Below are 26,317 nucleotides of genomic sequence, written 5' to 3' on the forward strand. Positions count from 1 at the left end.
CCAAGGGCCAGCCATCGCGCTGCGGTGTCAGCCCTTGCGCTTGGGTGAGCCGTCGGGACCACGTCCGGCAGATTTTGGCGGCGAGAACCGTTTGGATGTGTCACTCGCCGTGGGGCGTGCGCCTGGTTTTGCGCCATCCGAGGGTTTGCCATAAGGCTTGCCACCGGGTTTACCACCTGGCTTGCCGCCCGGTTTGCCAAAGGGTTTACCCGCTGGTTTCTCGCCCGGCTTGCCATAAGATTTGCCCGCGGGTTTACCGCCCGGTTTGCCAAAGGGTTTGGCGGTGCGTTCGCCCGGAGCGGCGCTGTCTGCGGGCTTCTGCCAAGGTTTCACGCCGGGTTTGGGACCGGGTTTGCCAAACGGCTTGGCGCCGGGTTTGGCACCCGGTTTTCCATAGGGCTTACCCGCGGGTTTCGCGGAATATGGCTTGTGCGCTGTATCCTCTTGGCCGCTCGCCCGTGCGGGTTTGCCATGCGAAGCCCGGCCGGTGTCGCCATCAGACCCGGTGTGCGCTTCGGCACCGGAGTCGCCAACGGGTGACCACGGTTTTTCCGTGGCCGGTTTTGCCGGCGCAGCGTCGCTGTCTTTCCAGCTTTTCGGTCCCTCACTGCGGGGTTTGTATTCCGCGCGCGGTTTGTGATCGGGTGCGGGTGCGGATGCTGCGTCATTTGGCGCAGACTGAGGCCGCTCGTACCGGGGTGATGCCGGGCGCGGTCCGCGTGCAAGATCGGGCGCTTGTGCCAGACGGGTGATCCGTGCACCGCCTTCCAGTGAGATATCAGCGGCCAGAGTGCCCGCCGCAGCCTGCCGCAGTTCGACAAAGGTTTCCGCCTGCTGAATGCGGATCGCGCCCACATCCTCGCGGGTCATGCCGGTGGCGCGCAGCAGCATCGGCAGAATCCAGCGGGGCTCGGCATTCTGCGTGCGTCCGACGTTGATCGACACCCAGACCGAGGGGCCGAAAGGCGCGCGGGGCGGCGGCGGGGCACCCGGATCGGCCAGATCCTCGGGCGCGCCCTGACGTGCGCTGAACATGCGCACATAGGCAGCGGCGATGTGTTCGGCACCGTGCAGAGCCAGCAGGCGGTCGGCAAAGGTTGCCTCGGCCTCGGTGATGTCCTCGTCCCAGACGGGATCGGTCAGCAGACGGTCTTCGTCCTTTTCGCGCACTTCATCGGCACTGGGGGGAACGGTCCATTCGGCCTTGATCTTGCCGGTGGCCAGCAGGCGCTCGGCCTTCTTTTTCACCTTTGGCGGTACGATCAGTACACTGATCCCCTTGCGCCCGGCGCGTCCGGTACGTCCCGAACGGTGCAGCAGGGTTTCCGAGTTGGTCGGCAGATCGGCATGGATCACCAATTCGAGGTTCGGCAGGTCGATTCCCCGCGCCGCCACATCGGTGGCAACACAGACCCGGGCCCGCCCGTCGCGCATCGCCTGCAATGCATGGGTCCGCTCGCCCTGTGTCAACTCGCCCGAGAGAGCCACAACCGGAAAGCCCCGGTTGGAAAAACGCGTGGTTAACCGGTTCACCATCGCACGGGTGTTGCAGAACACCAGCGCATTGGGCGCCTCGTGATAGCGCAGCACGTTGATGATCGCGTTTTCGCCATCTTCGGCGGCGACGGTCATCGCCTGATAGGTAATGTCGGAATGTTGCTGTTTTTCGGCCGTGGTCGACACGCGAACAGCGTCTTTTTGATAGTTTTTTGCAAGTGTGGCGATTGCCTTGGGCACTGTCGCACTGAACATCAGGGTGCGGCGCGTCTCGGGTGCTTCACCCAGAATGTACTCAAGATCCTCGCGGAAGCCGAGGTCGAGCATCTCGTCCGCCTCGTCCAGCACCACGGCGCGCAAAGCCCCGGTTTTCATCGTGCCGCGCATGATGTGGTCGCGCAAACGGCCGGGGGTGGCGACGACGATATGCGCGCCCCGGTCCAATGCGCGGCGTTCGTCGCGCGCGTCCATGCCGCCGACGCAGGATGCGATCTGTGCGCCGGTGCTGGCGTAAAGCCACTGAAGCTCGCGCTTGACCTGCATCGCCAACTCGCGTGTGGGGGCAATGACCAGCGCCAGCGGCGCGGCGGCGGGGGCAAACCGTCCGTCTTCCTCAAGGATTGTCGGTGCGATGGCCAGGCCAAAGCCCACCGTCTTGCCCGATCCGGTCTGCGCCGAGACCAGCAGATCGGCGCCATCCAGTGCGGAATCGGTCACCGCCTGCTGCACCGGGGTCAGCGTGTCATAGCCGCGAAGGGCAAGGGCGTCGGCAAGAGTCTTGAGCACAGGCGGGGCTTTCTGAGACAGGGAAGCGTGCGGCATACGCCTATCGGACGGCATTGTATAGGGTGATCGGCACCTGTCCTTGGCCGACGCATCATCCTCCCAGACAGGGCGGGGTGCCGCTGGGCGCGGCGATCAGCGGCCAGGCGGCCTCGGGAGCGGTGCGGGCGCGCAGGCGGGTCAGGTGCCACCGGTCGGTGGTATCGCCATCGTGGCGCGGGGTCAGCGACCAGCGGCTTTCGATGCCCGGTGCGGCGCCTTCGGGCGTCAGCAGGATGCCCAACGGGGCAGTGCCGCCCGCCGCCGCCCCGGTTTCCGCCGCCAAGTGCAAGCGGCGCACCGGGGTCATCGCCGGGGGCGCGGGCAGGTCGGCCACCACCAGCGGCACCACCCCGGCGCGTAGCACCTCTTCCATGCACCACAGCAGATCTTCGGGCCGGCGCGGGGTCACGAAGGTAAAGCGCGACGGGTCGGCAAAGGTGTGGAATCCGTCAGGGTTGGGGCCGCCAACGGCCCAGCTTGGCGCGATCCAGAACACCGGGCCAGCAGTTTTCCCTGCCAGAATCATCGCCAGCGTGCGCCGCGCCGTCCCGCAGAATTCATGCACCCGCCCCGTGCGCAGGGTCAGATCGCCAAGAAAGCCGGTCCCGTCATCGGCCCGGCTTGGCCTGCGGGACAACAGAGAGGATGCGATATTCATCCCACATCCCTAGCATGTTCTTGATATGTTCCCAACCCCGGATTGGCACGGATCCAGTCTTGCCTTCGCCGCGTCAGGCGATACTTGTGTGTCCGGCCATAAGGAGGATGCGATGAACAGACTGGAACTGGGCGGCACGGGGATCATGGTGTCGGAATACTGCCTTGGCTCGATGACCTGGGGCAGTCAAACTTCGCAATCCGAGGCCCATGCCCAGATCGACCGCGCGCTGGAACGGGGGGTCGATTTCATCGATACCGCCGAGATGTATCCGGTCAACCCCGTGGCAAAAGAAACCGTCGGGCAAACCGAATCGGTAATCGGCGCCTGGATTGCACAGACCGGGCGGCGCAACGACATCGTGCTGGCCACCAAGTGCAGCGGGTTCAACGACCGATTCGTGCGCGAAGGCCAACCGATTTCCGGCGCAACGATGCGCGCCGCACTCGATGGGTCACTGAAGCGGCTCAACACCGACTACGTTGATCTATACCAGATGCACTGGCCCAACCGCGGGTCGTTCCATTTTCGCCAGATCTGGGGATTCGATCCATCGGGTCAGAACACTCAGGAAACGCTGGATCACATGGCCGAGATCATGGACACCGCGCGCGCGCTGGTGACCGAGGGCAAGATCCGCGCCTTTGGCCTGTCCAACGATTCCGTCTGGGGCACGATGAAATGGCTGGATGCCGCACAGGCCAGTGGCGGGCCCCGAGTGGCGACGATGCAGAACGAATATTCGCTGCTCTGCCGCCAGTACGACAGCGATCTGGCCGAGATGGCCCACCATGAAAATATCACATTACTCGCATTTTCACCTATGGCAGCAGGACTGTTGACCGGAAAGTATCAGAAAGGCGATATTCCGACCGGATCCCGCATGTCGCTGAACGCCGAGCTTGGCGGGCGGAAAACCGATCGGGCGTTCACCGCTGTCGATGCCTATATCAAGGTTGCTGAAAAGCATGGGCTGAACCCGGTGCACATGGCGCTGGCTTGGACCCGGTCGCGTCCGTTCCGCACCATTCCGATCTTTGGCGCGACGACGCTGCAACAACTCGACACCGCATTGGCCGGTCTTGATGTCACGCTGAGCGCCGAGGTGCTGAGTGATATTGCAGAGGCACACAAAGCGCATCCGATGCCGTACTGAATGGCGATGCCGTCCCCTATGGCGCAGGATCGTCGGCTCCGGCGATCTGCCAATGCATGGCGGAATCGCCGGACAGGTCTGTCGCTTGCGTTGAGCGCGCTCGGTGATTCGATGCTGCGGGATAAGGACCAGACCCATCTTCGGCATATATTGCAGCCCAAGGTCGGCAATCTGGCGATCTGGCGAGAATATATCGCAGGATCTCTGCCCGATTGGCCGAAAAACTTGACGTATTCTTAAGCTGCTGCATCTTGAATGTAGGTAAGAATCGGCTGGGGGGAATGCGATGGAAGAATTTCTACCAAAGGATGTGCGCGATGGTCTGGTCGCCGCGCAGAATGCGGCGCGCGGGCGGAGAAGTCGAATGCGCGTCGACATCGGCGGACACCAATTCACCATCCTTCGATATTGGGACACGGGGTTCAGCCTTGATCCAGCCGAAGCACCTGCCATGCGCGGATTGGTTGACATCTACGATGGCGCAAAACACTTGCGCCGCTGTCTGGTCGTGGCCAGCGCCGAGGACAACGGAGAACTCGTCTGCGAATTCAAGTACAACAGGCCGGTGACGGGCACCGCCCCTGTCGATTTCGAACGCAGCGAAACCGCTCCTGTCGGATATCTGACACGCCAGACCTAGGGTACGCACAAAGCGGGGTGTGGCAAGGAGCTTGCAGGCCGCCCCCGTGGGGACAGCCAATACTGTTGTAATGCGGTGAAGTGACCGCGAGACGCGGTCAGGCCGCGCGACGACGGCGCCGCTTTGGTGCGCCGCTGACCGCCGGTTTTGCGCCCATCGGTTTGCGCCCGCCGCCATGTTGCGGCTTGCCACCGCCGCCACCACCGCCGCCACGACGCTGGCTGCCTGCAGGTTTCATGCCGGCGGGAACCTCCCACGGGCGGCCGGAGGCCACGTCGATCTTCTGTTTCACCACTTTTTCGATGTCTTTCAGGTATGACATCTCGTCCGGCGCGCAGAATGCGATTGCCTGTCCGCTGGCTCCGGCCCGGGCCGTGCGGCCAATCCGGTGAATATAGTTTTCGGCCACGTTCGGCAGATCGTAGTTATAGACATACATCACCTCGGGGATATCGATCCCACGGGCGGCCACGTCGGTTGCAACCAGCACCTTGATATCACCGGCCTTGAAGGCGGCGATGGCGCGGTCGCGCTGACCCTGGCTTTTGTTGCCGTGAATCGATGCGGTCGACAGCCCGGCACGATCGAGGTTCTTCATCAGCTTTTCGCTGCCGTGTTTGGTACGTCCAAAGACCAGAGCACGTTCGCCCGGGTGCTTTTTGAGCAGATCGATCAGCAGGGTCTGCTTTTCAGTTTGGGCGATATAATGCACGGATTGTTCAATATTGTCGGCTGTCTGGCCGGGGCGGGCGACCTCGATGCGGATGGGATCGGTCAGATAGGCCGATGCGATCTCGTTCATCTGCTTGGGCATGGTGGCGGAAAACAGCATCGTCTGGCGCTCTTTTGCCAACAGCGGCGCGATTTTGCGCAGGGCATGGATAAACCCAAGGTCGAGCATCTGGTCCGCCTCGTCGAGCACGAGAAACCGCGCTTCCGACAGCGAAACCGCGCGCCGGTCCAGCAGGTCCATCAGACGTCCGGGTGTCGCAACCAAAAGGTCGACACCGCGTTCCAGTCGGTTGATCTGTCGGTTGATGCTGACACCGCCGACGACAATAGCCACCGACAGATGCGATCCGCCGGTATAGCTGCGCAGGTTCTCGGCGATCTGGTTGGCCAGTTCACGCGTAGGGGCGAGGATCAGGCCGTGCACCGATTTCGGCTTTGGCTTTGCGCCGATCGAGCTGAGCGCGTGGATCAGCGGCAGCCCGAAAGCAGCAGTTTTGCCCGTTCCGGTCTGAGCCAGACCCATCACATCACGCCCGTTCATGGCATGGGGAATGGCTTGTTTTTGAATTGGCGTCGGTTCGGTGATGCCAAGAGAGGTGAGGTTAGAGACGATCTTGGGCGACAGGCCCAGCATGTCGAAATCCATAGGATATCCTTTGTCGCGACAGGACTTTTGCCCGGCCGCATGAAACGGGACGCGCCACCGGAATCCGGCGGCGTCGGCGAGGTTGCATCCGGAACTGACAGCGGGGCCGTATTGCCCTATGGCCGTCCTGATGCTGCCCCCCTGCGTGATGTGGGAAACTGGAATGGTCGCGGCCCGTGTGATCCCAACAGGAATCGTCTGCTCACGCGGCAGGGGCGGCGGTTGCATGGGATATCGTTGCTGCGCTGCGGAAAGTCAAGCGATCGCTTGCGTCGCGCCTGCGGTCAAAGCGACGCGGTGATCCCGCCATCGACGAACAATGTATGCCCGTTCACAAAGCTGGATGCGCCCGAGCACAGAAAGACGCAGGCGCCGACAAGCTCGCCGACATTGCCCCAGCGTCCGGCCGGGGTGCGGTTGGACAGCCATTCGGTAAATGCCGGATCATCGACCAGCGCCTTGTTCAGGGGCGTGTCGAAATACCCGGGCGCAATGGCGTTGCACTGCAACCCGTATTTCGCCCAGTCGGTTGCCATGCCCTTGGTCAGGTTGGCCACCGCGCCCTTGGTCGCCGTATACGGTGCAATACCGGGGCGGGCGAGCGCGGTCTGGACCGATGCGATGTTCACGATTTTGCCAGCGCCGCGTTTGATCATGTGCCGTGCGACCGCCTGACCGACCAGAAAAACCGAGGTGACGTTGGTCTTCATCAGCAACTCGAAGGCTTCGGGCGGAAAATCCTCAAGCGGGGTGCGGTGCTGCATGCCTGCGTTGTTGACCAGGATATCAATTGCACCGTGGTCGGCCTCGAAGCTGTTGATGGCCGAGCCGACCGCCGCCGCATCCGTCACGTCAAAACCAAGGGTGTGCACCGTTGCGCCGCCATCGCGCAAACGTTCGGCGGCCGCGTTCATCTTGCCGGTGTCACGTCCGTTTATCACCACTTCGGCTCCTGCGGCAGCCAGACCGCGCGCCAATGCAAAACCGATGCCTTGCGACGAACCGGTGATCAGCGCGCGCTTGCCCGTCAGCGCGAACATTTCCAAACCTTCGGTCATCCGACCCACCCCTATTTCGATCTCGACAATGCGGTTTCGGGACACTTATGATAACGGTAACACACCCTGTCAACCACGTCGGAGAAGCTGTCGTATGGCCATCGAAACCCGGATGATTATTGCCCATGGGGCGAAGGATCTGCGCATTGAGCAGCAGAATGTCGGTGAACCCGGCCCGGGGCAGGTGCGGCTGAAGATGGCGGTCGGAGGAATCTGCGGATCGGATCTGCATTATTACCAGCACGGCGGTTTCGGCACGGTGCGTCTGAAAGAGCCGATGGTTCTGGGGCATGAGGTTTCGGGCCATATCGAAGCCTTGGGTGACGGTGTGTCGAATTTGACGGTGGGGCAACTGGTTGCCGTATCGCCGTCGCGCCCCTGCCACGACTGCCGGTTCTGCGACCGGGGTCAGCACAACCATTGTCTTAATATGCGCTTTTACGGCTCGGCGATGCCGTTTCCGCATATTCAGGGCGCGTTCCGGCAACATCTGATTGCTGATGCGGCACAATGCGCCCCGGCTGACGGGCTCACTCCGGCGCAGGCGGCCATGGCCGAACCACTGGCTGTGTGTCTGCATGCCGTCCGGCGCGTGGGTGAAATGCTTGGCAAGCGGGTGCTGATCACCGGCTGCGGCCCGATCGGCATTCTGTGCCTTTTGGCGGCCCGGCGGGCGGGCGCCGAAGAAATCGTGGCAACCGATCTTTCGGATTACACGCTTGGCATGGCATCCTTGAGCGGTGCGGACACCACGGTGAACACCCGCGAAAATCCTGATGGACTGGCCCCCTGGCATGCAGACAAGGGGCAATTCGACGTGTTGTTCGAGTGTTCGGGTTCGCCTGCTGCCCTGGCCGGCGCGGTGCATGCCCTGCGCCCCGGTGCGGCGATCATGCAGGTCGGGATGGGTGGCGACATGACCCTGCCTCTGCAGGCGATGACGGCCAAGGAAATCCGCTGGACCGGATCATTCCGTTTTCACGAGGAGTTTCATACCGGTGTTGCATTGATGCAAAAGGGGCTGATCAAGGTCGAGCCGTTGATCTCTCACACCCTGCCGCTGGAAGATGCTGTGGCTGCATTCGATCTGGCCGGTGACCGCAGTCGCGCGATGAAAGTGCAGATCGCGCTGAATTGACGGGTTGTGAGGTTGGCCATTTTCGTCCGGTATGGAATTGCACAAATTTGGTATTGCAAAGCAGTGTGGTAATGAAATTCACCGCTGCCTTGCACTTTCCCGACAATCGCCGAGTATATGACTTATTCGAACAGATCGGCACCGATGGCGGACAGGGCGGCGTTGGCCACTTCGACATCCTGCACGCCCGAGCCCGATCCGATGCCGATCCCGCCGACCACCACGCCGTCGAACACGATGGGCAGGCCACCGGGCAGAGCGGTCACGTCACCTTCGGTTGCGGCCGGAATTCCGGCGCGGATCGCCTCGGGGACATTGGCGCTGGGTGCGCGGATGCTGGCTGCGGTGCGCGCCTTGGCACGGGCGGATTTCTGGCTCAGGTATTTGCCGCCGTCCATCCGCAACTCGCCCAAAGATACGCCGCTGGCGTCGACGATCACGATGCACTGGTGCTGTCCCATCGCCTCGGCTTTGTCGGCAGCAGCCGCGAGCATTGCCAGCACTCCCGCATGTGTCAGCCGCGTCGTGCCCGCCGTGAATGCTCCGCCCGAGCCAGTGTTGTCCGCCATGATATACCCTTTTCGCATTTACCCTTGATCGTCACAGCGATACCAAGACCCATGCCCAAGGGCCAGCACGGAACAAGACCATGAGCTTGCAATTCCCCTATCCGGCCCGCGATATGCAGATCGTATCCAACGACCATTTCGGGGTGCAGACGAAACACCGGCTGCCCATCCTTGGAATGACCAGCCTTTATGCCACTTTACTCAACTGCCGAGGGATCCAGAAACCATGACCAAACCGCGTATCGGCCTGATCGGCCTTGGCACCATGGGGCGCGCGCTGGCGCTGAACATCGCCGAAAACGCCGAGCCGCTGGCCGTCTATAACCGCACCACGGCCAAGACCGACGATTTCATCGCCCACACAAAGGCCAATGAACCGGCACTGGCCGAGCGCCTGACCCCGGCCGAAACGCTGGAAGGCTTCGTTGACGCTCTGGCCACCCCACGCGCGATCATCCTGATGGTGGATGCGGGCGATCCGGTGGACAAGGTGATCGCATCCCTGCGCCCGTTGTTGAACGACGACGACCTGATCATCGATGCGGGCAACGCCAATTTCCACGACACCAACCGCCGGGCGGCGGCGGCTGTGGAACAGGGCGTGCCGTTCATCGGCATGGGCGTCTCGGGCGGCGAAGAGGGCGCGCGCCACGGTCCCGCAATCATGGGCGGTGGCCCGAAAGAACATTGGGACCGCGTTTCGGGAATGCTTGAGGCCATCGCGGCTAAATACAAGGGTGAGCCCTGCGCCACATGGATGGGCACTGGCGGGGCAGGGCATTTCGTCAAGGCGGTGCACAACGGCATCGAATACGCCGACATGCAGATGATCGCCGAGGTTTACGGCATCTTCCGTGATGGCATGGGGCACAAGGCCGCACAGATCGGCGACACTTTCGCGGCTTGGAATGACGGTGTGCTGCAATCCTATCTGGTGGAGATTTCCGGCAAGGTGGCCCATGCCACGGATCCGGACACGGGCGAACCCATGCTCGACATCATTCTTGATGCGGCGGGTCAAAAGGGCACGGGCCGCTGGACAGTGATCGAAGCGCAGGTGCTGGCCTCCGCCATCCCGGTGATCGAGGCGGCGGTGTTCGCACGCAATGCTTCATCGCGCGTGGCGTTGCGCGCGCGGGGTCAGGATGTATTCGGTGCCGCGCCCATGACACTGCCCGATGGCGCGCTGGACGATGCCACGCTTGAGGGCGCGATGATCGCCGGTAAGATCATGTGCTATGCGCAGGGGTTCGAACTGCTTCACGCGGCATCCACCCATTATGATTGGTCGCTGCCCATGCCCGAGGTGGCGCGCGTCTGGCGTGAGGGGTGCATCATCCGTTCGACGATGTTGAACGACATGGCATCAGCGCTGACCGAAGCGCCCGACGACACGCTCATCTTCGCGCCGTTCTTTCGCGATCTGATCGAGACTCACACGCCCGCGCTGCGCAAGACCGTGGCCACGGCGATGGCGCACGGTCTGCCTGTGCCCGCGCTGGCTGCTGCGCTGAACTGGTTCGACATGATGCGCACCGCGCGAAGCACCGCCAACATGATTCAGGGCCAGCGTGATTTCTTTGGCGCGCATGGGTTTGAGCGGACTGATCGCGACGGCAAGGGGTTCCACGGGCCATGGGGATCGTCCTGATCCGATGACGGCGCACCGTTTCGATGTCAGGGTTTATTACGAAGACACCGATATGGCGGGCATCGTCTATTACGCCAACTATCTGAAATATATCGAGCGCGCGCGCAGCGAATGGGTGCGCGCTCTGGGTATCGATCAGGTGACGCTGAGGGCACAGCATGGCATTGTGTTTGCCGTGCGCCGGATCGAGGCCGATTATCTGTCACCCGCCCGGTTCGACGATCTGCTGACCGTTGAGACCGGATTGGCCGAAACCGGCGGGGTCCGGCTGACTCTCGCTCAGGATGTGCGGCGCGGTGACTGCGTTCTGTTCACCGCCCGTGTGGTTCTGGTGGCGATGAATATGGCGGGGCGTCCGGTGCGGCTTCCGGCGGAACTCCGCCGATCAAGGGGCTGAACCGGCCGGAACATTTCATCCGATCACGCAAACGCCACGTTCTGACGGGATGGTGACGCGATGGTGTTGGATTTCCCTGTTGCATTCGTCTAGACTCCTCAGCTTGTAAGGCCGACGTAGAGCGGTCGAATAAGCATGAGCAGGTAACATGGAAACGGAAACGCTTGCGCTCGCGCAAGAAATCGATTTTTCGCTGTGGGGGCTTTTTGCCCGCTCAACCCTGACGGTCAAGCTGGTGATGCTCCTGCTTTTGATTTCGTCGTTCTGGGCCTGGGCAACCATCATTCAGAAACACCTGATCTTTGCCCGTGCGCGGCGTGAACAGACCCGGTTCGAGACGGCTTTCTGGTCGGGCGAGCCGCTGGATGAACTGTTTGACAAGGTCGGCCCCGAGCCCGCCGGGCGATCAGAAAGCGTATTCGCCGCCGGTATGACCGAGTGGCGGCGAAGCCACCGGCAGGACGGTGCGCTGATTCCCGGTGCGCAGTCGCGCATTGACCGGTCCATGGATGTCGCCATCGCGAAAGAGACCGAGGATCTGGAAAAAGGGTTGGGGCTGTTGGCGACGGTCGGGTCCACCGCACCCTTTGTCGGGTTGTTCGGCACCGTTTGGGGCATCATGAACGCCTTTATCGAAATCGCAGAGCAGCAGAACACCAATCTTGCCGTCGTCGCCCCCGGTATCGCCGAGGCGCTGCTGGCCACCGGTCTGGGTCTGCTGGCGGCCATTCCCGCCGTCATCTTCTATAACAAACTGAGCAGCGATTCCGAAAAGATCGTGCGCGGTTACGAAAGCTTTGCCGACGAATTCGCCACCATCCTTTCGCGCCAGTTGGACGCCTGACATGGGGGCCGGTGTCGTTGCAAAAGAAGGTGGAAGGGGCAGGCGTCGCCGTGGTGGCAAGCGCAAGCCGATGAGCGATATCAACGTCACGCCCTTTGTTGACGTGATGCTGGTGTTGTTGATCGTGTTCATGGTCGCAGCCCCGATGCTGACCGTGGGTGTGCCGGTTGCACTGCCGAAAACCAGTGCCCAGTCGCTGCCGACAGAGCGTGAGGAACCGCTGACTGTCACATTGACCGCCGATGGCCGTGTTCTGCTGATGAGCAACGAGACCGAAAGCGGAGATCTGATTGGCCAGTTGCGTGCGATCGCAACCGAACGCACCAGTCCAAAGGTGTTTTTGCGCGCGGACGGGACGATCCCCTATGCGCGGGTGGTGCAGGTGATGGGCGCGCTGAACGCGGGCGGGTTTACCGACATCGGCCTTGTGACCGAGAGCGGCGGACCGCGCCTTGACGGCACCGATTCGACCGGAAACTGAGAGGCTTGCGGTGAACACCGGCACGACCATTTCGGGCGCCGCCCACCTTGCTCTGATCGCCTTTGCGTTGTTCGGCGGCATGTTTGCGTCCAATCCGCCCCCCCCGCCCGAGGTGGCGAATGTCACCATGCTGAGCGAAGAGGAATTTGCGGCCCTGACACGCCCCGAAGAGGGCGAGCCCGGCACAGTCCCGCCCGAAACCGAAGCGGAGGCGCCGGAGCCAGCGCCCGAAACCACCCCCGATCCGCCGGCACAGCCCGAAGCGGAGCCAGAGCCTGAACCAGAACCGGCACCTGCCCCGGAGCCCGAACCGGCACCCGAGCCTGAACCGACACCCGCACCCGAACCGGAACCGACACCCCAGCCGGAACCTGCGCCCGCGCCCGAACCGGAGCCCGAGCCGGCCCCTGCACCAGAGCCCGCACCTACCCCGCCACCTGCCGCATTGCCCGACCCCGAGGTGACCGAGGCGCCGCCACCGCCGCCAACTCCGGCACCGCCGGTGGCCGAGACGCGCCCGGTCGCGCCCACATCCACGCCCCGCCCGGCCCGGCGGGTCGACAGCACCCCGACGCCCGCTCCGCCCCCCGACGTGGAAACCGCGCCCGAGGTGGTGGAAGACGTCACCCCCGAGCCGACGCCTGAACCGCCGGTGGAGCCGCAACCGGAACAGCCCGCCGCGGCGCCCGAGGAAGCGACGACTGAAATCGTGACCGAGGCAGAAAAGCCGACAGACGAGCCTGCCGTACCCCCCGCAGCCGCACCAGTGGCGACTGCGCCCACAACGTCGTCACGGCCCCGGACGCGCCCCGAACGGGTGGCCGCCGCCACGCCTGAAAAACCGGCCGCACCGCAGACACCGGCGAAACCCCAGACTCCGGTGAAAAACGAGACTCCGGCGAAACCCGAGACACCGCGCACGCCCGGCAACAGCAGCGAAGCCCGATCCGACAGTATCGAGTCAGCGCTGCGCGAAGCCGAAACCGGCGACACCGCCAAGCCCGACCGGGCGCCTGTCGTCGCCGAGCCATCCGGGCCACCGCTGACCGCGGGCGAAAAAGATGCGCTGCGCGTCTCTGTGCAGAAATGCTGGAACGTCGGATCGCTCAGCTCTGCCGCGCTGAACACGACGGTGATCGTGGCTCTGTCAATGGAGCGCGACGGCACGCCGGTGGGAAATTCGCTGCGCATGCTGTCATTTTCGGGCGGCGACGAAACCGCCGCGCGTCAGGCATATGAGGCAGCGCGCCGCGCCGTGATCCGCTGTGGCTCCTCGGGATTTCCGCTTCCGGCGGAAAAATACGGCCAGTGGCAGAATATCGAAATGACGTTTGACCCCTCGGGGATGAGGATGCGGTGATGTTGAATTTCCTACCTCTCATTTTCCGCCGTCGGGTTGCACTGATGTCACACATTCAATTCCCTGCACTTTGTTTGCGACCACAGGGCGCCAACGGGCGTTACCCTGTCGCCCCGGGATCGCATCCCGACAGAAAGAGGATCGCCATGACCCCCTTCATCACTCCGCTTCGCATGTTTGCCGTTGCGCTGGCCCTTGCGCTCACATCGCTTGCCACGGCAGTGACGGCGCAGAACGGCCCGCTGAGGATCGACATCACCGAAGGCGTGATCGAACCGCTGCCCTTTGCCGTGCCCGATTTTATCGCAGAAAACCCCGCCGGGGCCGAGTATGCGGCGCAGTTGTCACGCTTGATCGCCGCCGATCTGGCGGGCACCGGCCTGTTCCGTGAGATTCCATCGGATGCCTTCATCACTCAGGTGAGCACCTTTTCCCCCTCGGCGGATTACCCAAGCTGGAAGGCGATCAATGCGCAGGCACTGATCACCGGCGCGGTATCGGCCAGCCCCGATGGCCGCCTGACGGTCAAATTCCGGGTTTTCGACGTGTTCTCCGAGGCGCAGATGGGTGAGGGGCTGCAACTGGAGGGCACCACGAATGCCTGGCGTCGGATGGGGCACAAAGTCGCCGATGCGGTGTACAGCCGGATCACCGGCGAGGGCGGATATTTCGACAGCCGCGTGGTGTATGTGGCGGAAACCGGCCCGAAGAACGAACGCAAAAAGCGGCTGGCGGTCATGGATTACGATGGCGCGAACGTTCAATATCTGACCGACAGTGCGTCCATTGTGCTGGCGCCGCGGTTCTCGCCCACCGGTGACCGGATACTTTACACCAGCTATGAGACCGGATTTCCGCAGATTTATCAGTTGGATGTGGGGAACGTCAGCCGTGTCGCCATCCCAGTGCCTGCCGACAGCATGACCTTTGCACCGCGCTATGCCCCGGATGGGCAGACGGTGGTGTTTTCCGCGTCCCAAGGCGGCAATACTGATATCTATCGCCTGCGTCCGGGCGGGTCGCCTGAACAGCTGACCAATTCGCCCAGCATCGAAACAGCGCCGTCCTATTCCCCAGACGGCAACCGGATCGTGTTTGAATCCGACCGTTCCGGCTCACCGCAGCTTTACATAATGCCTGCGAACGGCGGCGAGTCGACGCGGATTTCCTTTGGTGCGGGCCGCTATGGCACGCCGGTCTGGTCGCCGCGGGGCGATCTTGTCGCCTTTACCAAACAGAATCAGGGCCGTTTTCACATCGGCGTGATGCGCACCGACGGATCCGAAGAGCGGCTGCTGACATCGTCGTTTTTGGACGAGGGTCCGACCTGGGCGCCGAATGGACGTGTCATCATGTTCATGCGCGAAAGTTCGGGGGCAGGCGGCGAGTCATCGCTGTATTCCGTCGATATTTCCGGTCGTAACCTGAAAAAGGTGCCTCTGGAGGGCGCGGCGTCCGATCCGGCATGGTCGCCACTGCTTAAATGATCCATGACGGTTCCGACCTTTCCACCGGCCCACACGGCCAGCCCGCGGATGGGCGCACGCGCCCCTATCACCAGCCGTTTCCAAACCGGAAACTCAATGCTAGACTCGCCCGGAACGGGCAGACACAGGACATGTTCATGAAACATCTCGGCAAAGTGGTGCTAATCACCTCGGTTCTGGCGATTTCCGCCTGTACCAACGCGAACCGCTTTGGCGCGGGCGGGCCCGGCGGCGCAGGCGATCCGAACGGTGGCTTCGGCTCGGGCCAGCCTTTGGGCAGCGAAATGATCGGCCAAGGCAGCCTGGATCCCGCATCCCCTGCCTATTTCAAAGAGACCATCGGCGACCGGGTTCTGTTTGCCAACGACACGTCCACGCTGAACGATGACGGGCGGGCCACCCTTGCCGGTCAGGCGCTGTGGCTGTCGAACAATCCGGCCTATACGGCGATCATCGAAGGTCACGCCGATGAAAAGGGCACGCGGGAATATAACCTTGCGCTTGGCGCGCGCCGTGCCTCATCGGCTCGCGATTATCTCGTCAGTCAGGGCGTGTCCTCGGGACGGCTGCGCACGGTAACCTATGGCAAGGAACGCCCGATCGAGGTCTGTTCAACTGAAGAGTGTTACACCAAGAACCGCCGCGCGGTCACCGTGATCGCCGCCGGGGCGACTTCGTAACCATGTTGCGCGCCTTCCTTCTGGCAACCACACTGTTGGCTGCGCCGTTGCATGCGCAGGACAGCACCCTGGCAGACATTCGGCAAGAGCTTTCGATCCTGCTGGTCGAGGTGCAGAAACTGCGCCGAGAACTGTCCACCACCGGCACCCCGTCGGTCGATCTGTCGGGCACCAGTGCGCTCCAGCGGATCGACACGATGGAGTCCGAGCTGCGCCGTCTGACCAACAAGACCGAAGAGCTTGAGAACCGGGTCAACCGGGTTGTCACCGATGGCACAAATCGCATCGGCGACCTTCAGTTCCGGGTGTGCGAGATTGAAGAAGGCTGTGACATCGGTGCGTTGGGGGAAACCAAACCCATAGGCGGCGATGCTGTCCCGGTCGCCGCTCCGCCTCCGCCCGAAAACCCGGGCGGTTCCGAGCTTGCCGTCGGTGAAAAGACAGACTTTGATCGGGCCCGGGAGGTGCTCGATCAAGGTGACTTTCGCGCCGCCGCTGACCTCTTTGCGACCTTTGCCGAAACCTACACAGCCGGTGCGCTGACCGGCGAGGCGCATTTTTACCGTGGCGAAGCCTTGGCCGAACTGGGCCAGGGCGAAGAAGCCGCACGTGCATATCTGGAATCCTTTTCCGGCTCGCCGAACGGCGCGAAGGCGCCATTGGCCCTGCTGAAACTTGGTCAGAAGCTGGGCGAACTGGGCCAGCCCGCCGATGCCTGTGCAATCCTTGGCGAAGTCACCGCGCGCTATCCGTCCGACCCCGCCAGCCTGGAGGCACAGACCGCCTTGGTCAGTCTGAACTGCGGGTGATCGCAGAGGCGTTTCACACGGCGCTGGACCAGATTTTCCAAAATGAACCGCCTGCCAATCTGGGGTTGGCGGTCTCGGGGGGCGGCGACAGCCTTGCCCTGATGCATCTGGCCGCCCGCTGGGCACAGGGTGCGCAGGTGCGCCTGCATGTTGTCACCATCGATCACGGTTTGCGTGGCGATTCGGCAGCAGAGGCTGCGACGGTTGCAATCTGGGCCGGCGCGCTGAACCTGCCACATGATACCCTACGATGGACCGGCTGGGACGGACGCGGCAATTTGCAATCTGCCGCACGCACAGCCCGCCGAGATCTGATCGGCGGCTGGGCCAGAGATCGCGGAATCGACTGCGTGGCAACCGGCCACACCCGCAACGATCAGGCCGAAACCGTGCTTTTGCGTCTTGCGCGGGGTTCGGGCGTGGACGGCTTGGCGGGGATGGCCGGGGTTTCGGGGCAGTCTCCGGTCTGGCTGCGCCCCTTGCTGCGTTTGTCGCGTGAGGATTTGCGCGGCTGGCTGCGCGACAATGATATTTCGTGGTTCGACGATCCAAGCAATGACGATCCGCGATTCGATCGCGTGCGTGCGCGGCAAATGCAGACCCATCTGTCGGAACTCGGCCTGACCCCTGAACGCCTTGCGACCTTGGCCAATCACATGGGAAATGCGCGCGAGGTTCTGCGCCACGACACACAGGCCCTTGCGACGCGTATCGTCGTTCAGGACGGGGGTGACCTGCTCTTTGACAGGGCGGGGCTCGAGAGCGCCTTGAGCGAGCTACAGAACCGGCTACTGGCCGCTGCCGTAATGTGGATTGCCTCGGGCCGCTATCGCCCGCGCTATGACGCGCTCCGGCGATTTGGCCGCAATGGGGTGGCGGATACGCTTGCCGGTTGCCTGTTGAGCCACGAAGGCGAGACGATTCGCCTTTGCCGCGAATACAACGCCGTCAAAGATCTGCGCAGCCCGACAAGCGAACCGTGGGACAACCGCTGGATTCTGTCCGGCCCCCATGCGCCAGATCTGCATGTGGCAGCACTGGGACCACAAGGGTTGCAGAAATGTCCCGGCTGGCGCGCAACCGGTCAACCTCAACCCAGCTTGATTGTCAGTCCCGCTGTCTGGCGGGATGACACACTGATTGCGGCACCTTTGGCCGGTTTGAACGGCGATTGGACCGCACAACTGGCGAAAGACCGCGACGATTTCACTCGTTTCCTGTTATCGCATTGAAGAAATCGTCATCGTCTCTATTTTAGGGTCAACGCAATCACCGGCCGGGGTCGAAAAACACCCGCCAGTTTGGGAGAGCTTTCTTTTGGGTAACGCGCGAAACCTCGCCTTCTGGGCCGTCCTGATCCTTCTGGTCGTGGCCCTGTTTAATCTGTTTTCAGGCGGTCAGTCGTCGATTTCATCCCGTTCGATCAGCTATTCAGAGTTCGTCCAGGCGGTCGATGACGGCAACGTCAATGCGGTCACTCTCGACGGCGAGCGGGTGCTGTTCCGGGGCACCGATGGCAATGACTATGTCACGATCCGCCCCGATAACGGTGATCAACTGACCGAACGCCTGATCGACAAAAACGTCACCGTAAACGCCAAAGCGCAGGAACAGAGCGGGTTCACCACCATCCTGATGACATTCCTGCCGTTCCTTCTGCTGATTGGGGTGTGGATCTATTTCATGAACCGGATGCAGGGCGGCGGCAAAGGCGGTGCCATGGGATTCGGCAAATCCCGCGCCAAGCTGCTGACGGAAAAGCATGGGCGTGTGACCTTCGATGATGTCGCCGGCATCGACGAAGCCAAGGAAGAGCTTGAAGAGATCGTTGAATTCCTGCGCAATCCGCAGAAGTTCTCGCGTCTTGGTGGCAAGATCCCCAAGGGTGCGCTGCTCGTTGGCCCTCCGGGCACCGGTAAAACACTGCTGGCCCGTGCAATCGCGGGTGAGGCCGGTGTGCCGTTCTTCACCATTTCGGGTTCCGATTTCGTGGAAATGTTTGTGGGTGTCGGTGCATCCCGGGTGCGCGACATGTTCGAGCAGGCGAAAAAGAATGCCCCGTGCATCGTGTTCATCGATGAAATCGATGCTGTCGGGCGGTCCCGTGGCGTGGGTTATGGCGGCGGCAACGACGAACGCGAACAGACGCTGAACCAGCTTCTGGTCGAAATGGACGGGTTTGAGGCGAACGAGGGTGTTATCATCGTTGCGGCAACAAACCGTCCCGACGTTCTTGATCCCGCCTTGCTGCGACCTGGCCGGTTTGACCGTCAGGTTCAGGTTCCGAACCCGGACATCAAGGGCCGTGAGAAGATCCTTGGCGTTCACGCTCGCAAGGTGCCGCTGGGCCCCGATGTGGATCTGCGAATCATTGCCCGTGGTTGCCCCGGTTTCTCGGGTGCTGATCTGGCCAACCTGGTTAACGAGGCGGCATTGACCGCCGCGCGTATCGGTCGCCGCTTTGTGGTGATGGAAGATTTCGAAAACGCCAAGGACAAGGTAATGATGGGCGCCGAACGCCGGTCAATGGTGATGTCCGAAGACGAGAAGAAACTGACCGCTTATCACGAGGCCGGCCATGCCATCGTCGGGTTGAACGTTCCGCAGCACGATCCGATCCACAAGGCGACGATTATCCCGCGCGGCCGTGCTCTTGGGCTTGTGCTGTCTTTGCCCGAGCGTGACCAGCTTTCGGTCAGCTGGACCAAGTACACCTCGAAAATCGCCATGGCGATGGGGGGGCGCGTCGCCGAAGAACTGATCTTTGGTAAGGAAAACGTGACCTCGGGTGCGGCATCGGACATTCAGCAGGTCAGCCGGATTGCCCGCGCCATGGTCACCCAGTTTGGTTATGCCGAAGAACTGGGCTTCGTTGACTATGCGAATGAGCAGCAATCGCATTTGGGCGCATATGGCGGTGGGACCACCCATTCGGCAGATACCCAGCGGATCATCGACCAGACGGTCAAGCAGATCATCGATACCGGATACGAGACGGCCAAACGGATCCTGACTGAAAAGTCCGAAGATCTGGAGCGGCTGGCGCAGGGCTTGCTGGAGTATGAAACCCTGACCGGGCCCGAGATCATGAAAGTGGTGAACGGCGAAGCGCTGAACCGGGGCGACGACAACGATGACCGGCCCGATCAGGGCAATTCACCCTCGGTCACCGCGATCCCGAAGACGAAGCGGCCGAAGTCGCCCGACGGCGGGTTGGAGCCTGAACCGACCGCCTGATCCCTTGATCATCAAGCTTTTACGGCCGCCCCAATGCTTCGGGCGGCCGTTTCCGTCTCGGGAGAGTTTCCATGCCAGCCTTGATATCCACCGGACTGACCGGCCGCATCACGTGGCTTGGCCATGTGGCGCACCGTGACCGCTCCGAGATCGAAACGATCCGGTTGACCGAAATGCCGCTGGACTGGGGGGGATATGCGCCCGACTGTCACAGCGGCGTCACGCGCCCGTCCTGTTCTCGCGTGGTGTCGCAATACAAACGCAATACCGAAATCCGCAACACCCGCCAACTGTCACTCGTCAGTGCTGAGGAACTGGAACAAATAGCAGCCAAAATGGCGCTTGAGCGAATAGATCCCACTTGGTTGGGCGCGTCGGTGGTCGTGTCGGGGTTAGAGGATTTCACCCATATTCCGCCGTCTTCCCGGCTTCAGGGGCCGGACGGGGCTACGCTGACGGTCGATATGTTGAACCAACCTTGCCAGCTTCCGGCCAAGACGATCAACATGGTGCATCCGGGCCAGGGCGTGCGGTTCAAATCCGCCGCCAAAGGCAAACGCGGTGTGACCGCTTGGGTCGAGCGCCCGGGCACCCTGCGGCTTGGCGATGTTTTGACCCTGCATATCCCGGATCAGCGCGAATGGCAGGGAAACCCGACCTGACAGACCCCCACACGCGAAAAGCCTCCAAACGTGAAAAGGCTCCAAACGTGAAAAGACCGGGCGTAATGCCCGGCCTTTTCGGACCTTCAGAAACTTTCGGGAGGGAAATCCGTCAGATCAGAAGAGCGGTTGCCAGCGTGAGGCCCAATATCAGGCCGCCGTGGATTGCGAGTGTTGCGGTACGCATCGTGTAACTCCTCGTGTTGCCTAACCAACCCGCGGGCGGCATTCTGGTTCCCTGACGGGCAAAGAAACTGCAGAGCCCCGCATCACGCCATCGCATCCGTCCCACCAAGGGGCGATATTGACAGGATGACCGCCCATGAAATTTCGCGCCGCCGCTTTCGCCCTGGCCTTGGCCGCTCCGGCCCACGCGGATGACTGGTTCCTGCACGAATACGGCGAGTTGCGTGCGTTTCACGGGGACTGGATCGCCGTTTGCAATGACGCGGGGGCGGGGGACTGCCGGGTGGTGCAGACGCAGAAAAATCCGGGATCCGACGCATTCTTCGATTCGCGCCTGTCCCTGCTGCGCCGCGACTCGGGTTCCGGCTGGACAGTCGAATTGATGGACCGGGGCCTGATCAACTCCGATGTGCGCGCCGTCACCTTGAGTGTCGACGGCACCGCCATCCCGGTGGGCGCTGACGACTGGACCCCGTCCCGCACGCCCGATGACAATGCAATCGATTCGCTGTACATTACCGGAGCTGATGTGACCGACCGTCTGGTCACGTTGATGCGGCCGGGTGCGTGGGTGACGCTGGGCTATGGCCCGGCGAGCGATGGGGATGGCATGGCCGCCTTTTCCCTGCGCGGCGTGACGGCGGCAATGGGCGCGGTGGACGCACAGATTTCACAGCGATAGGATCTTTTCCGGCGTTGTCCCGTGCTGGTTTGCCTCAGGCCCCGACAATGTCCCGGATTAAGTGGGACGCCGCGCGGGCATCGGCACCACATGAACAGCCGCGCCCGTCAGGTAGGCGCGCGCGCCGGGTTCCATCAGCGCGCCGAACACCGGATCCGACCAGCGCAAACCACCCGTATAGGTGCCAAAGGCCGGAAGAATTGCCCGCACGGAATCGATCAGGAAGCAGGGGCGTGACACCTGCCGTCCTTTGGGCGTCAACACTGCCTTGGGATGATAGTGGCCGGAAATCTCGCCCTTTTGCGCCGATGCGATGTGGCGAAACGTCAGCCCGTCTAGTGCGAGCGCCGCGCGGTGCGTGCCACCGATGGTGACCGGCCCGGGATCGTGGTTGCCCTCGATCCACGTCCAGTCCCGCCCGGCCATCAGCCGTGTCAGCCACAGACGCGCGTCTTCTGGCAGGGACAGCATCGAATCCAGATCATCGAAACTGTCGCCAAGGCAAACCACATGGCGCGCCTCGGTTGCGGTGATCTCGGATTCCAGCCGGGTCAGGGTGTCGTGCACCTCATAGGGTGGCAACAATGTGCCAGACCGGCGGGCAATCCGTTCGGATTTACCCAGATGAAGGTCCGAGATGCACAGCAGCCGTTGGGCAGGCCAGTACAGCGCACCGCTGGCGCGGGCAATCAGGTGGTGTCCCGCAAGGGTGAAGGGTTGCGCGTTCATGCTCTGTTCGTGCACGAAGCGGGAAGCGGCTGCAATCCCCTGACTGGCCTCCTGTCAGGCTTTATCGACCGCTCCCAACCCCGCTTCTTCCAGAAGGCGCGCGGCCTCTTCCCCAAGCAGCCGCTCATTCGCGGCCCCCTGAACAGGAACCCGGCCCATTTCCAGAAACAGCGGTGCCGACAGGGGGGTGATGCCATCAAGGCGCAGCAGGTCGATGCGCCCGGCGGTGCGGGACAACATTTCTTCGATCCGCCCAAAATCGACCAGCCCTTTCAGCGCTTCTTCGCGGGTGATCTGCATTAGCACATGGTCAGGGTCGTATTTGCGCAGGGTGTCATACAGGATATCGGACGAAAACGCCGCCTGACGCCCGGATTTCCGGGCCCCGGCTGTCTGTCGGTCGATCAGGCCGGATATGATCGCGCTGGCCTTGAACGTGCGTTTCATCACCGCATTGCCCGCCAGCCAGGACTCGAACCCCGCGCGCAGGTTTTCTGCGGCAAACAGCGGCTCGGGATCGGTCAGCGGATCCAGCCCCCAGACCATCACCGCATAGTCAGTGGCGACAAAGCCCATGGGGTGCAGGCCCAGCGCCTCCATCCGCTGGGTGGTCAGCAGGCCCAGCGTCTGCATTGCATTGCGCCCGGCAAACCCATAGATCACTGCATGTTCACGGCCTTTCCACGGAAAGCTTTCGATCAACAGGCGACCGGGTTCGGGCAGGCGCGAACGATCGCGCTGCAGATGCAGCCAGGCGCGCGTGTGGTCGGGCAGGGCGGGCCAGTCGTCCTGCCCGAACATGGTCAGGATGCGGTGCGACAGTTGCGTCGATGTGGCAAACTTGGTGCCCATGAAGGTCGCGATCTTTGGCGGTTTGTCGGCGCGGCGGGTCACCTCGACCGTCATTTCTCGCAGATTCTCGTATCGCACGATCTGGCCGCCGATCAGAAAGGTGTCGCCGGGTGTCAGGGTTGCGGCAAAGCCTTCTTCGACCTCGCCCAAGGGCTGACCGCCGAAGCGGTTTTTCAGCCGCACCTTGAGCGTGTCTGTGTCCTGAATCGTGCCGATGTTCATGCGGATCTGACGTGCGGCACGGGGATCACGCAGGTGCCACAACCCTTCCGTCAGCTTCAGCCGCTGCCAGCGATCATAGGCGCGCAGGGCATAGCCACCCGTTGCGACGAAATCGAGACAGGCATCGAATGCCGCGCGGGTCAGGGCGGCATAGGGGCCAGCGCCGGTGACTTCGGCAAACAGGGCGTCGGCGTCGAACGGTGCGGCGCAGGCGGCGATCAGAATATGCTGGCACAACACATCGCGCGGGCCGGGGCCACGCGGATCGCCGTCGAGCGTGTGGGCGCGGACGGCTTCAAGTGCTGCGACACATTCCACCACCTCGAACCGATTGGCAGGCACCAACAGCGCCTTTGACGGTGCGTTGTATCGGTGATTGGCCCGCCCGATCCGCTGTACCAGCCGTTTGACGTTCTTTGGCGCTCCGATCTGGATCACCAGATCCACATCGCCCCAGTCGATCCCGAGGTCGAGCGATCCGGTGCACACGATGGCACGCAGATCGCCGTTGACCATCGCCGCTTCGACTCTCTGGCGCTGTGTCTTGTCCAGGCTGCCGTGGTGAATGCCGATGGGCAGTGCATCCTCGTTGGCCAACCAGAGTTTGTGAAAGAAAATCTCGGCCTGTGCGCGGGTGTTGTGAAAGATCAGCGTCGTCTTGTGCGCGCGTACCTGTTCCAGCACCGCAGGGATGGCGTAAGCGGCGCCACCCCCCGACCAGGGGGGCGGTTCATCGGTTGTCAGCATGGCGATATCGGGGTCGGGGCCGGAATCGGCGCGCAGGATTTCGCAGGGGTCGGGGTGATGCGCCAGAAACCGCGCGATCGCCTTGGGGTCTTCCACCGTGGCCGACAGCCCGACACGGCGCAATCCCGGCACCAATGTCTGCAACCGGGCCAGCGCCAGCATCAGCTGATCGCCGCGTTTGCTTTCGGCAAGCGCGTGGATTTCATCGACCACGACGCGCTGCAACCCGGCAAACATGCGCGGCGCGTCCTCATAGCTGACCAGCAGAGCCAGACTTTCCGGCGTCGTCAGCAGGATATGCGGCGGATCGGCGCGCTGGCGTTTCCTTTGGGTCTGGCTGGTGTCGCCCGTGCGATCCTCGACCCGGATCGGTAGGGACATTTCCGCCACGGGCGTGGACAGGTTGCGGCGGATGTCGGCGGCCAGCGCCTTGAGCGGGGAGACATAAAGCGTGTGCAGCCCCGGGCGCGGTTCGACGGCCAGATCGACGAGAGTGGGCAAAAACCCCGCCAGGGTCTTGCCCCCGCCGGTGGGCGCGATCAGCAAAAGCGCGGGGGCGTCGGAACGGTCGAGCATCTCTTGCTGATGCGGGTGGATCGACCAGCCCTTTGTGGCGAACCAGTGGTGAAAGGCGGCGGGCATTGGGTGCATGGCGCATATGTAGGGCGTCCATGTGGCTTTGACGACGGTGACGGAACCAAGCGGGGAACAAATTTTCGAGGAAAATTTGTGCCTCCGGCGGGAGTATTTGGATCAAAGAAGAAACCGGGTTCAGCACCCGTCGATTGCCGCAATTGGGGTAATTTGTGGAATGGGGGCTTTAGCCGGTGCGGTCTCCATCCATCTACTCTTTGCAACGTCGCTGGCGCCGTGTGATGGACCTTTGTGTGCTGCCGCTGGGTTGATTTCCTCTGTGTTCGTCAGCCGTCGATTCCCTGTTTGACGCGGCCGGTGTAACATCGGTGGCTTCAGCGGCATGACGTCTCGGGCTTGCCGGGCGTCGAGGGGGACAGGCGAAAGCGGCAGCGGTTCAAGCGGTACAAACAACGACGCATTGCACTGACCCGGTGGCGGTGAGGGCGCTGGCGTCGTTCCTTGTGCGAGTAACGCCCGGCGTGCCGCCCTGGCTTTGGATGAAGGGGCGGCTCCGCGCCCCATAACGCAACTGATCGCCGCGCATCCGGTGCATGCCGGCCATGGCGACAACCACCCCGATTGGCCGACTTCGGGCGATCGGGGCGGGGGTGCTGTGCGCTAATATTGGTGTTTCGGGGCAGGGGAAAACGGTGTCACGCGTTTCCTATAGGCGGGGAGTGGCAAAAAAGATCGGGACCCTCAAGTGCTGTAACCTCGCTGCTTCCTTAGATCAGCATGACCGAGGGAGATTTGCGAAACGGACGGTTCTTCGCGGTGATTACGCCCTCAAGGGTGATTTTGTTCGGTCTGTTTTCCCGCAACAAATATCTGACCGGCCATTTGCTCTGGTCTGAAACCCGTGCCTATGTCGCGGTGCTGATGGGGGTGACGATGGCCATCATCATGCTGTTCAACAGGGTTTCGATGTATTCCAACAAGACGATGAACATGGCGAACTTTGCCAAGGCGCTCATTGTTTGCGGCGGGTCGCTCTGGAAGTTGCGCAGTCAGGTGACGGCAGACCTTCATCGGCGGGATATGGATCGGCGGTTTTAATGCGTTGCGCGAATACTTCGGCAGGGATGTGCCGGATGAGGACGCGACAGCCTATCGGCCGGTGATCACCATTTTCGCTGTCGCTGCGCTTTTGGGGCTGAGGCTGAGTTGGTACAGCTTCGCCCCTTTCCTGTCGCTGCGGGCCGTCGAATGGTTCTTCGGCCTGTCGATGTGTTTTTTGGCGGTGCAGAAATTGCCGGATATCGAGAGTTTCTCGACAATGGTTCTCAACTACGACTTTCTGGCGCAGCGCTGGGTGCCCTACGGCAAGGTCTTTCCGTTCGGGGAGGCGCTGGCGGGCATTTTGATGGTTGCGGGGGCGTTGCCTTGGGTCTCGGGTCCGGTGGCGCTGTTTATCGGTCCGGTCGGTGCGTTCTCGGTGTTCAAAGCCGTCTACATTGAAAAGCGCGAACTGAAATGCGCCTGCGTGGGCGGATCGTCCATCGTGCCGCTGGGATTCGTGTTTTTGACCGAGAACCTCGTGATGATGTGCATGGGTGCCTTCCCGCGCTGCTTTAGGTTTGTGAGTTACCCACATTCAGGCGTCGGAGGGCGGCGCTGGTCACCGGAGCGGACGATCCCGCCGTAACGATCATGTTTGCCGCCGCCGATCGTGTAACTTTCGACACGCGATCCGGGTAAACGTCGCGTTATTCTGACGCCGCACACTATGCCTTTCA

At 62.4% G+C, this 26,317-nt stretch carries 24 protein-coding genes and 1 pseudogene; 18 read left to right on the top strand and 7 right to left on the bottom strand.

The window, feature by feature from the left end:
* Window positions 1-27: 27 nt before the first annotated feature.
* The gene (locus FQ320_RS20460; protein ID WP_148475188.1) at window positions 28-2,319 is read right to left on the bottom strand and encodes a DEAD/DEAH box helicase; all 2,292 of its coding nucleotides are present in this window, start codon (window positions 2,317-2,319) and stop codon (window positions 28-30) included.
* 55 nt (window positions 2,320-2,374) lie between these two features.
* A complete protein-coding gene (locus tag FQ320_RS20465; protein ID WP_370513089.1) occupies window positions 2,375-2,974 on the bottom strand; it encodes an ImuA family protein in 600 nt (199 codons plus the stop codon).
* A 118-nt stretch (window positions 2,975-3,092) separates the two neighbouring features.
* Here FQ320_RS20465 and FQ320_RS20470 point away from each other — a divergent pair, with 118 nt between their 5' ends.
* Together FQ320_RS20470 and FQ320_RS20475 are read left to right on the top strand one after the other, a co-directional pair.
* Window positions 3,093-4,136, top strand: a complete 1,044-nt coding sequence (locus FQ320_RS20470; RefSeq protein WP_148475189.1) for an aldo/keto reductase — start codon at window positions 3,093-3,095, stop codon at window positions 4,134-4,136.
* Window positions 4,137-4,422: 286 nt separating this feature from the next.
* A complete protein-coding gene (locus tag FQ320_RS20475) occupies window positions 4,423-4,776 on the top strand; it encodes a hypothetical protein (protein WP_148475190.1) in 354 nt (117 codons plus the stop codon).
* A gap of 97 nt (window positions 4,777-4,873) precedes the next feature.
* Here FQ320_RS20475 and FQ320_RS20480 read toward each other — a convergent pair whose 3' ends face one another.
* The gene (locus FQ320_RS20480; protein ID WP_148475191.1) at window positions 4,874-6,154 is read right to left on the bottom strand and encodes a DEAD/DEAH box helicase; all 1,281 of its coding nucleotides are present in this window, start codon (window positions 6,152-6,154) and stop codon (window positions 4,874-4,876) included.
* A gap of 284 nt (window positions 6,155-6,438) precedes the next feature.
* Window positions 6,439-7,212, bottom strand: coding sequence for an SDR family oxidoreductase (locus FQ320_RS20485; protein WP_148475192.1), 774 nt, complete (start codon window positions 7,210-7,212; stop codon window positions 6,439-6,441).
* A gap of 94 nt (window positions 7,213-7,306) precedes the next feature.
* Here FQ320_RS20485 and FQ320_RS20490 point away from each other — a divergent pair, with 94 nt between their 5' ends.
* A complete protein-coding gene (locus FQ320_RS20490) occupies window positions 7,307-8,350 on the top strand; it encodes an L-idonate 5-dehydrogenase (protein WP_148475193.1) in 1,044 nt (347 codons plus the stop codon).
* Window positions 8,351-8,472: 122 nt separating this feature from the next.
* On the opposite strand, the gene FQ320_RS20495 is transcribed toward FQ320_RS20490, so the two are convergent.
* A complete protein-coding gene (locus FQ320_RS20495) occupies window positions 8,473-8,919 on the bottom strand; it encodes a heme-binding protein (protein WP_148475194.1) in 447 nt (148 codons plus the stop codon).
* 80 nt (window positions 8,920-8,999) lie between these two features.
* On the opposite strand from FQ320_RS20495, the gene FQ320_RS25830 reads away from it, so the two are divergent.
* From FQ320_RS25830 to FQ320_RS20555, 13 genes are all read left to right on the top strand, one after another.
* Window positions 9,000-9,149, top strand: coding sequence for a hypothetical protein (locus tag FQ320_RS25830; protein ID WP_187394006.1), 150 nt, complete (start codon window positions 9,000-9,002; stop codon window positions 9,147-9,149).
* Complete coding sequence (gene gndA, locus FQ320_RS20500) at window positions 9,146-10,570, top strand: NADP-dependent phosphogluconate dehydrogenase (protein WP_148475195.1); 1,425 nt, start codon at window positions 9,146-9,148, stop codon at window positions 10,568-10,570. The genes FQ320_RS25830 and gndA overlap by 4 nt, the downstream gene beginning before the upstream one ends.
* A gap of 4 nt (window positions 10,571-10,574) precedes the next feature.
* Window positions 10,575-10,967, top strand: a complete 393-nt coding sequence (gene ybgC / locus FQ320_RS20505; protein ID WP_148475196.1) for a tol-pal system-associated acyl-CoA thioesterase — start codon at window positions 10,575-10,577, stop codon at window positions 10,965-10,967.
* Window positions 10,968-11,115: 148 nt separating this feature from the next.
* Window positions 11,116-11,811 (top strand): protein TolQ, encoded by a 696-nt coding sequence (gene tolQ, locus FQ320_RS20510; protein WP_148475197.1) that lies wholly within the window; start codon window positions 11,116-11,118, stop codon window positions 11,809-11,811.
* 1 nt (window position 11,812) lies between these two features.
* Window positions 11,813-12,292, top strand: coding sequence for a protein TolR (tolR, locus tag FQ320_RS20515; RefSeq protein WP_148475198.1), 480 nt, complete (start codon window positions 11,813-11,815; stop codon window positions 12,290-12,292).
* Complete coding sequence (locus tag FQ320_RS20520) at window positions 12,264-13,652, top strand: hypothetical protein (protein ID WP_370513088.1); 1,389 nt, start codon at window positions 12,264-12,266, stop codon at window positions 13,650-13,652. The genes tolR and FQ320_RS20520 overlap by 29 nt, the downstream gene beginning before the upstream one ends.
* A gap of 146 nt (window positions 13,653-13,798) precedes the next feature.
* The gene (gene tolB, locus FQ320_RS20525) at window positions 13,799-15,139 is read left to right on the top strand and encodes a Tol-Pal system beta propeller repeat protein TolB (protein ID WP_148475199.1); all 1,341 of its coding nucleotides are present in this window, start codon (window positions 13,799-13,801) and stop codon (window positions 15,137-15,139) included.
* 137 nt (window positions 15,140-15,276) lie between these two features.
* Window positions 15,277-15,819: a peptidoglycan-associated lipoprotein Pal gene (gene pal, locus FQ320_RS20530; RefSeq protein ID WP_148475200.1), complete on the top strand. Its 543-nt coding sequence runs from the start codon at window positions 15,277-15,279 to the stop codon at window positions 15,817-15,819.
* 2 nt (window positions 15,820-15,821) lie between these two features.
* The gene (ybgF, locus tag FQ320_RS20535) at window positions 15,822-16,628 is read left to right on the top strand and encodes a tol-pal system protein YbgF (protein WP_148475201.1); all 807 of its coding nucleotides are present in this window, start codon (window positions 15,822-15,824) and stop codon (window positions 16,626-16,628) included.
* Window positions 16,625-17,860 (top strand): tRNA lysidine(34) synthetase TilS, encoded by a 1,236-nt coding sequence (gene tilS, locus FQ320_RS20540; protein ID WP_255509643.1) that lies wholly within the window; start codon window positions 16,625-16,627, stop codon window positions 17,858-17,860. Before ybgF ends, tilS begins: the two co-directional genes overlap by 4 nt.
* Before the next feature lie 85 nt (window positions 17,861-17,945).
* The gene (ftsH, locus tag FQ320_RS20545; protein ID WP_148475202.1) at window positions 17,946-19,865 is read left to right on the top strand and encodes an ATP-dependent zinc metalloprotease FtsH; all 1,920 of its coding nucleotides are present in this window, start codon (window positions 17,946-17,948) and stop codon (window positions 19,863-19,865) included.
* 71 nt (window positions 19,866-19,936) lie between these two features.
* A complete protein-coding gene (locus FQ320_RS20550) occupies window positions 19,937-20,527 on the top strand; it encodes an MOSC domain-containing protein (RefSeq protein WP_148475203.1) in 591 nt (196 codons plus the stop codon).
* Window positions 20,528-20,849: 322 nt separating this feature from the next.
* Window positions 20,850-21,395 carry a hypothetical protein gene (locus tag FQ320_RS20555; protein ID WP_148475204.1) on the top strand — a complete coding sequence of 182 codons (546 nt, stop codon included), beginning with the start codon at window positions 20,850-20,852 and terminating at the stop codon, window positions 21,393-21,395.
* A gap of 57 nt (window positions 21,396-21,452) precedes the next feature.
* On the opposite strand, the gene pdeM is transcribed toward FQ320_RS20555, so the two are convergent.
* On the bottom strand, window positions 21,453-22,124 hold the full coding sequence (pdeM, locus tag FQ320_RS20560; protein WP_148475205.1) for a ligase-associated DNA damage response endonuclease PdeM: 672 nt from the start codon (window positions 22,122-22,124) through the stop codon (window positions 21,453-21,455).
* Between the two features lie 54 nt (window positions 22,125-22,178).
* The gene (locus tag FQ320_RS20565; RefSeq protein ID WP_148475206.1) at window positions 22,179-24,596 is read right to left on the bottom strand and encodes a ligase-associated DNA damage response DEXH box helicase; all 2,418 of its coding nucleotides are present in this window, start codon (window positions 24,594-24,596) and stop codon (window positions 22,179-22,181) included.
* 720 nt (window positions 24,597-25,316) lie between these two features.
* On the opposite strand from FQ320_RS20565, the gene FQ320_RS20575 reads away from it, so the two are divergent.
* Complete coding sequence (locus tag FQ320_RS20575) at window positions 25,317-25,637, top strand: hypothetical protein (RefSeq protein WP_148475207.1); 321 nt, start codon at window positions 25,317-25,319, stop codon at window positions 25,635-25,637.
* Window positions 25,600-26,226, top strand: a pseudogene (locus FQ320_RS20580) (MauE/DoxX family redox-associated membrane protein); the annotation flags it as partial. The gene FQ320_RS20575 and the pseudogene FQ320_RS20580, both read left to right, overlap by 38 nt.
* Window positions 26,227-26,317 lie beyond the last annotated feature (91 nt).

It is taken from the genome of Oceaniovalibus sp. ACAM 378, from assembly GCF_008085915.1.
Lineage (GTDB): Bacteria > Pseudomonadota > Alphaproteobacteria > Rhodobacterales > Rhodobacteraceae > Oceaniglobus.

Bases quoted from the DNA above. Each gene is read 5' to 3' on its own strand.
- FQ320_RS20475 (WP_148475190.1), top strand. From the start codon at position 4,423: ATGGAAGAATTTCTACCAAAGGATGTGCGCGATGGTCTGGTCGCCGCG.
- tolR (WP_148475198.1), top strand. From the start codon at position 11,813: ATGGGGGCCGGTGTCGTTGCAAAAGAAGGTGGAAGGGGCAGGCGTCGC.
- FQ320_RS20575 (WP_148475207.1), top strand. From the start codon at position 25,317: ATGACCGAGGGAGATTTGCGAAACGGACGGTTCTTCGCGGTGATTACG.
- FQ320_RS20480 (WP_148475191.1), bottom strand. From the start codon at position 6,154: ATGGATTTCGACATGCTGGGCCTGTCGCCCAAGATCGTCTCTAACCTC.
- FQ320_RS20470 (WP_148475189.1), top strand. From the start codon at position 3,093: ATGAACAGACTGGAACTGGGCGGCACGGGGATCATGGTGTCGGAATAC.
- FQ320_RS20495 (WP_148475194.1), bottom strand. From the start codon at position 8,919: ATGGCGGACAACACTGGCTCGGGCGGAGCATTCACGGCGGGCACGACG.
- pdeM (WP_148475205.1), bottom strand. From the start codon at position 22,124: ATGAACGCGCAACCCTTCACCCTTGCGGGACACCACCTGATTGCCCGC.
- FQ320_RS20550 (WP_148475203.1), top strand. From the start codon at position 19,937: ATGCCAGCCTTGATATCCACCGGACTGACCGGCCGCATCACGTGGCTT.
- FQ320_RS20485 (WP_148475192.1), bottom strand. From the start codon at position 7,212: ATGACCGAAGGTTTGGAAATGTTCGCGCTGACGGGCAAGCGCGCGCTG.
- FQ320_RS20555 (WP_148475204.1), top strand. From the start codon at position 20,850: ATGAAATTTCGCGCCGCCGCTTTCGCCCTGGCCTTGGCCGCTCCGGCC.
- tolQ (WP_148475197.1), top strand. From the start codon at position 11,116: ATGGAAACGGAAACGCTTGCGCTCGCGCAAGAAATCGATTTTTCGCTG.
- tolB (WP_148475199.1), top strand. From the start codon at position 13,799: ATGACCCCCTTCATCACTCCGCTTCGCATGTTTGCCGTTGCGCTGGCC.
- FQ320_RS20490 (WP_148475193.1), top strand. From the start codon at position 7,307: ATGGCCATCGAAACCCGGATGATTATTGCCCATGGGGCGAAGGATCTG.
- FQ320_RS20565 (WP_148475206.1), bottom strand. From the start codon at position 24,596: ATGCACCCAATGCCCGCCGCCTTTCACCACTGGTTCGCCACAAAGGGC.
- ybgC (WP_148475196.1), top strand. From the start codon at position 10,575: ATGACGGCGCACCGTTTCGATGTCAGGGTTTATTACGAAGACACCGAT.
- FQ320_RS20460 (WP_148475188.1), bottom strand. From the start codon at position 2,319: ATGCCGCACGCTTCCCTGTCTCAGAAAGCCCCGCCTGTGCTCAAGACT.
- gndA (WP_148475195.1), top strand. From the start codon at position 9,146: ATGACCAAACCGCGTATCGGCCTGATCGGCCTTGGCACCATGGGGCGC.
- ybgF (WP_148475201.1), top strand. From the start codon at position 15,822: ATGTTGCGCGCCTTCCTTCTGGCAACCACACTGTTGGCTGCGCCGTTG.
- FQ320_RS25830 (WP_187394006.1), top strand. From the start codon at position 9,000: ATGAGCTTGCAATTCCCCTATCCGGCCCGCGATATGCAGATCGTATCC.
- pal (WP_148475200.1), top strand. From the start codon at position 15,277: ATGAAACATCTCGGCAAAGTGGTGCTAATCACCTCGGTTCTGGCGATT.